At 62.7% G+C, this 5,556-nt stretch carries 5 protein-coding genes and 1 pseudogene; 1 reads left to right on the top strand and 5 read right to left on the bottom strand.

Annotated features, from left to right (window positions below; all coding sequences use genetic code 11):
- The 5 genes and pseudogenes from AC1DWI_RS12360 to AC1DWI_RS12340 all read right to left on the bottom strand — a co-directional run.
- Nucleotides 1-184 (bottom strand): annotated as a pseudogene (locus AC1DWI_RS12360) (monofunctional biosynthetic peptidoglycan transglycosylase); the annotation flags it as partial.
- A gap of 13 nt (nt 185-197) precedes the next feature.
- Entirely contained in the window at nt 198-1,037 is an 840-nt protein-coding gene (gene aroE, locus AC1DWI_RS12355; protein ID WP_477724925.1) for a shikimate dehydrogenase, read from the bottom strand.
- 48 nt (nt 1,038-1,085) lie between these two features.
- Nucleotides 1,086-1,934, bottom strand: coding sequence for an energy transducer TonB (locus AC1DWI_RS12350; RefSeq protein ID WP_477668388.1), 849 nt, complete (start codon nt 1,932-1,934; stop codon nt 1,086-1,088).
- Between the two features lie 38 nt (nt 1,935-1,972).
- The gene (locus tag AC1DWI_RS12345) at nt 1,973-4,033 is read right to left on the bottom strand and encodes a ribonuclease catalytic domain-containing protein (RefSeq protein WP_477668387.1); all 2,061 of its coding nucleotides are present in this window, start codon (nt 4,031-4,033) and stop codon (nt 1,973-1,975) included.
- Between the two features lie 66 nt (nt 4,034-4,099).
- The gene (locus tag AC1DWI_RS12340; protein WP_477668386.1) at nt 4,100-4,696 is read right to left on the bottom strand and encodes a YqiA/YcfP family alpha/beta fold hydrolase; all 597 of its coding nucleotides are present in this window, start codon (nt 4,694-4,696) and stop codon (nt 4,100-4,102) included.
- A gap of 205 nt (nt 4,697-4,901) precedes the next feature.
- Here AC1DWI_RS12340 and AC1DWI_RS12335 point away from each other — a divergent pair.
- Nucleotides 4,902-5,556, top strand: a 655-nt coding sequence (locus tag AC1DWI_RS12335; protein ID WP_477724924.1) for an FtsW/RodA/SpoVE family cell cycle protein, incomplete at its 3' end; no start/stop codon positions are given.

Raw genomic sequence — 5,556 nt, 5'->3', positions numbered from 1 at the left:
GCACCCATTGCTGCTGCCATTTGAGGGATCCGGTGTTGCGCACTACCAGGTAGGCTTCCGAGCGCTGAAAAGCGGTGGATTCCGGGTCCACCACGGCCATCATGGCGATGCGCGTCACAAAAAACAGTTGCAGCGCCAGGCCTGCCAGCAGCCCGAGGCCGATGAGCCTGAAGAGTGCTTTCATGGCGTGCATGCCTTCATGCCAGCTGCGCCCGCATTTCCCGCAATACCTGGGCAGAGGGCGGACGAACCCCGCGCCACAGGGCGAAGGCCTCGGCGGCTTGCTCCACCAGCATGCCCAGCCCGTCGCGCGGCGTTGCGCCGTTTTCCCGGGCCCAGGCCATGAAGCCCGCCGCGGCGGGGCCGTACATCATGTCGCAGGCCAGCGCGCCGGGCTTGAGCACCCGCGCCGGAACCGGCACCCCCGCGCCAGTCAGGCTGCTTGCGCTGGCATTGACAATTACATCGAAATAGCCCTGCAGACCTTGCAGGTCGTGCGCGAGTAGCTCCGTTTTTTGTAGCAAACCCTGCATGGACGAGTGTGCCCGGTGCCGTGCCACCAGCGCGTCGGCTTTCGCCCGCGTGCGGTTGACCAGCACCAGACGGCGTGGCCCGGCCGCCAGCAGGGTGGCCAGCGCGCCGGCGCCGGCACCGCCTGCGCCGATCAGCAGCACATCGCGCCCGGCCAGCGAAACACCGGCGTTGTTMTGGATGTCGTTCACCAGGCCCACGCCGTCGGTGTTGTCGGCGTGGATGGCGCCGCCTTGCAGCACCAACGTGTTGGCGGCCTGGGCCAATTGCGCCCTGTCGGTCCGTGTGCTTGCGGCTTCAAAAGCTTGCAGCTTGAAAGGCACGGTGACGTTGCAGCCTTTTACGCCGCCCTGTACCAGTTCAGCCAGTGTGGCGCCGAACGCCTCCAGCGGCACCAGCAGGCGTTCGTATTGCAGGGATTGCCCCGTGAGCTCGGCAAATCGTGCGTGAATCAGCGGGGATTTGCTGTGCGCGATCGGATTGCCCAGGACGTAATACTTATCCATGGCGGGGCCGGGTGTTCATGTGCGTGGGGCTGAAAGCAGCAGTCGGGGCTAGCGGCTGGTGAGTTTGGTTTCAAGCGTGTCATCGCGCGTGAACTTGAAGCGCGACACCACCACGATCTGGTCCGCCTTGCTGCGCATCGCATCGCTGAACTTGCCGAAAGGCCCCGTGCCGCGCACGATGCTTTGCGCCCGCCGGTCCAGCGTCAGGTTGCCCGAGGTCTGCACGACTTCCGTGTCGATCACGCTGCCGTCAAAATTCACCGTCACAATCATCGTGAGTTCACCGTACAGTTTTTTGCCGGCCAGCTCGGGGAAGTTCACCGTCCCCTTGTCTTCAATCTTGCGGCGCAGTTCGTCGTAATAAACGGCGTAGACCTCTTCACGTGTGGCCGGGCTGATGTAGCGCTTTTTCGGCCGTGCGTTTTCTTCGTTGATGCGCCGCTCGATTTCCGCCAGGATCTTGACGAGCTGCTTGCGTTTTTCCTCGCGCTCGGCCTGCGCCGGGTTGTTGGCGGGCTGTGTGGGGTCGGGCGGCGGCATCGATGCCAGCTGTTTTTTGATTTGGGCGAGCAACTGGGTTTGCTGCTCCTGCAGGGAATCGACCTTGCGCTGGGCGTCTTCGGTGGCGTCGCCCAGCTCCATCAGGGCCGAAGGCGGCAGGGGAGAAGTGGCGCGGCCTTTTTCCATGTCGCCACCACCGGCCAGCGAGGCCTGCGCGATGGCTTTGGCAAAGTCAGGCTTTTCGTTGGACTTGGCGTTGACCAGGATCACTTCCAGCGGCGTGTCCTGAAAGACGCGGTTGAAGCGGTCCGGATCAACAAAACGCGCCGTCAGCAACACCGCATGAAAGGCGATGGAGGCGCCCAGGGCGATTTGCAGTGTGCTTGGTGACTTCACAGGAAGAGATTATCGGTGTTTATGAGCGTATTGCGGTGTTAACCGGCGACCGGAGCCGCCACAGCGGCATCGGTTTGTGGCTCATTGACATCGACTGCAATCGAGATCGGGCCGGCGGCCATCTCGGACTCGCCATCCTCCTCGCCCAGCGGATCAGGAGACTCATCCATCTCCACGTCCAGCCGCTCGACCACTGTGCCGGAAATATCCAGCGTGATCTCGTCGATCTCGCCCAGCTTTATACGCACTTTCGCGCCACGCGGCAGGCCCTGCGCGCCGGCGGCCGGCAGCACCAGCGGCAACTCGTCGGCGCGCACCAGATTGTCCTTGAAGGCGGTGGCGGTCAGCTCGGTGATGTTGTTCTGCTGCAGGTATTTGAGTGTCCAGTAGCGCTCGATGCCGGCCTGGAACCCGTTGTAGGCGCTGTAGGCGGCATCAAAGCCCGAGATGATGGAAAACAGCTCGGCGTCCTTGGGCTTGAACGGCGCAGCCAGTGCCGCCGTGCGGCCATGGCGTGCGCAGGCAATGATTTGCCACTGGTTGACCAGGTCGGTGTAGCGGCGCAGCGGCGAGGTGCTCCAGGCATAGCTTTTGACGCCGATGCCCGCATGCGGCAGGGCCTTGGTGCCCATGCGCACTTTCACGCCGGGCAAGAGGCTGGCCTGGCTGCGGTAAATGCCGGGCACGCCGTGCTCGGCCAGCCACTCGCCCCAGGTGCTGTTCGCCAGGATCATGGCCTCGGCCACGATCAAGTCCAGCGGTGCGCCGCGCTGGCGCGTACTGATGCTGACCGTCTCGTTGCCCTGGGGCTCGCCGCCTGTGGGGTTGTCCAGCCTGAAGTTGTAGTCTGGCCGGTTGAAGTTTTCTGGCTTGCCGCGCACGATTTCGCGCTGCGCCTTCAGATGTTTGGCCAACCGGTGCAGAAAGGTCAGCTCCACACCCCATTGCACGCCGGTAGGCGGATTGCTTTGCGCGGTTTCAAAAAAAGCCTCGGTGAAGGTGCTGTCCAGCACGTCGTGGCGCAGGTTGCTGACGATGGGCACCAGCTCCAGTCGGGTGGCGCTTTCCTTGATTTCGAGTGTGGCCTCATCCAGCGTGAGGTACAGCGACAGCGCAGGGCAGTTGCGGCCTTCCTGCAGCGTGTAGCTTTTGACGATTTCATCCGGCAGCATGGTCAGCTTGTAGCCGGGCATGTACACGGTGGAAAGCCGCGCGCGGCCCACGGTGTCGATCGGGCTGCCGGGCAATACGGCCAGGCCCGGCGCGGCGATGTGGATGCCAAGCGTGACAGTGCCGCTGCCCAGGCCCTGCACGGACAGCGCATCGTCGATCTCGGTGGTGGCTGAGTCGTCGATGGAGAAAGCCTTCACATCGGCCAGCGGCAGCTCGTCCTTGACTTCAGGCGCTTGCAGCGCCGGAAAGCCCGTGCCCTTGGGGAAGTTCTCAAACAAAAAGCGCTTCCAGTGAAACTGGTAAGGCGAAGCGATGGCGCCGGCCTTTTGCAGCAAATCGAGCGGCGCGGTGTGCGTGGCGCGCGAGGCTTCGACGACTGCCTTGTATTCGGCGCTGTTCTTGTCGGGCTTGAAGAGGATTTTGTAAAGCTGATCGCGCACCGGCGCCGGGCATTCGCCGCGGCCCAGTTCTTCGGCCCAGGCGGTGATTTGCGCTGCGACCTGCTTTTTCTTTTCGATGGCGGCCAACGCCTGCTGCAGGATTTCCGCCGGTGCCTTCTTGAAGCGGCCCTTGCCGGCACGGCGAAAGTAGTGCGGCGCGTCATACAGGCGAAAGAGCGCGGCGGCCTGTTGCTCCAGCGAGGCGGCTTTGCCGTCGGCGCTGAAGTAATCGCGCGCCAGGTCGGCAAAGCCGAATTCGTCTTCGCTGGCGAATTCCCAAGCCAGGTCCAGCTCAATATCGTGGCTCAGCTTTTGGCCGGCGGCCACCATCTCGGCAGGGGATGGCTTTTCAAACTTCAGCAGGGCATTAACGCCCTTGACCTTCACACGCTTGCCCGAGTCGAGCTCGACCTGCAGCGAGGCATCGCTCTCGGACAAAATGCGGCCGGCCAGGAACTTGCCGGCTTCTTCAAACAATACAAACAAAACGGGATCCCTTTGGTGTCTTTGATGACTTGAGACTAGTGTAATCAGGGCTGCTTCAGAGAGATTTCAGGCCAATGCCAGGAAGTCGAGGATGGTCGGCAAATGCCGGTCAAAGTCGCTCAGTGCATGGTCGCCGCCTTCCAGCAGCCGGATGTGAGCGCCCGCATAACGGGCCGTCATTTCACGCCAGTCCAGCACTTCGTCACCCTTGGCAACGATGGCGAGGTAGTTTTGCGGCGATTTCAGCGGCCCGGCGTGCTGTGCTTTCAGCTCATCCACAAAGCGGGGTTCGAAGAAAAAGTGTTCTTCCGGGTTGTGCCAGGCCGTTTGCTCGCCGATGTAGCGGGTGAGGTCGCGCGCCGGCTCCACGGCCGGGTTGAGTAGCACGGCCTTGCAAGCGGCCTGTTCGGCCACCGCAGTGGCGTAAAAGCCGCCCAGCGAAGAGCCGATCACGCCCATGCTTTGGTAGCCCGGCTTGCCGGGCCAGCCGGCAATTTCGTCCTTCACCATCTGCAGCGCGGCGTGCGGCGAAGGTGGCAGCTGCGGGCACCACCAGTGAACGGTGGGATGGCGCTGCTGCACGGCAGCGGCCATTTTTTTTGCTTTCACGGATTGGGGGGAGGAGCGAAATCCGTGGAGATAGAGCAGGTGGGTGGTGCGCATGCCGCATGTTAGACGGGCTGGCCACCACAGGTTTTGCCGGAGCCGATTTCCCGGGTTTCGCGGTGTTTGATGCCGGTTTTAAGTGAAACAGGGTTTCAAGCCAATCAGGGCCAGCGCGAGCAGCTATGTAATTGATAGCGATGCCCGCTTTCGCGGGATGCCCGGCCACGCGTTCCCGGCTTCAAGGCTGACGGATAATCCGCGCATGGCCGCCGTTTTCGACAAACCCTCCCTTTATCAGCGAACCTTGCCTTTGCTCCAGGGCTTTGACGGCCTGCTGGCGTTTGCGGTGTTTTTGCTGGCCTGTGCAGGCCTCCTGATCATGTATTCGTCAGGGTATGACCACGGCACCCGGTTTGTTGACCATGGCCGCAACATGCTGATTGCCGGCGCCATCATGTTTGTGGTGGCCCAGGTGCCGCCCCAGCGCTTGATGGCGTTTGCCGTGCCGCTGTACATCGCCGGCGTGGCCTTGCTGGTGGCGGTGGCGATCTTCGGCGTCACCAAAAAAGGCGCTCGGCGCTGGCTCAATGTGGGCGTGGTGATCCAGCCCAGCGAAATCCTGAAAATTGCCATGCCGCTGATGCTGGCCTGGTGGTTTCAGAAACGCGAAGGCCAGCTACGCCCGCTGGACTTCCTGGCCGCCGGGTTGTTGCTGCTCGTTCCGGTCGGGCTCATCATGAAGCAGCCTGATCTGGGAACCTCCCTGCTGGTGCTGGCCGCGGGGCTCGCGGTGATTTTTTTTGCCGGGCTGAGCTGGAAGCTGATCCTGCCGCCAGTGCTGCTGGGCCTCATCGGCGTGTTCCTCGTGGTGTGGTTCGAGCCGCAAATCTGTGCCGACGGCGTGCGCTGGCCCATCC

The sequence above is a fragment of the Polaromonas sp. P3_C2 genome, from assembly GCF_056402675.1.
The sequence above is the reverse complement of the archived record's forward strand: the minus strand, read 5'-3'. Positions and strand labels throughout refer to the sequence as shown.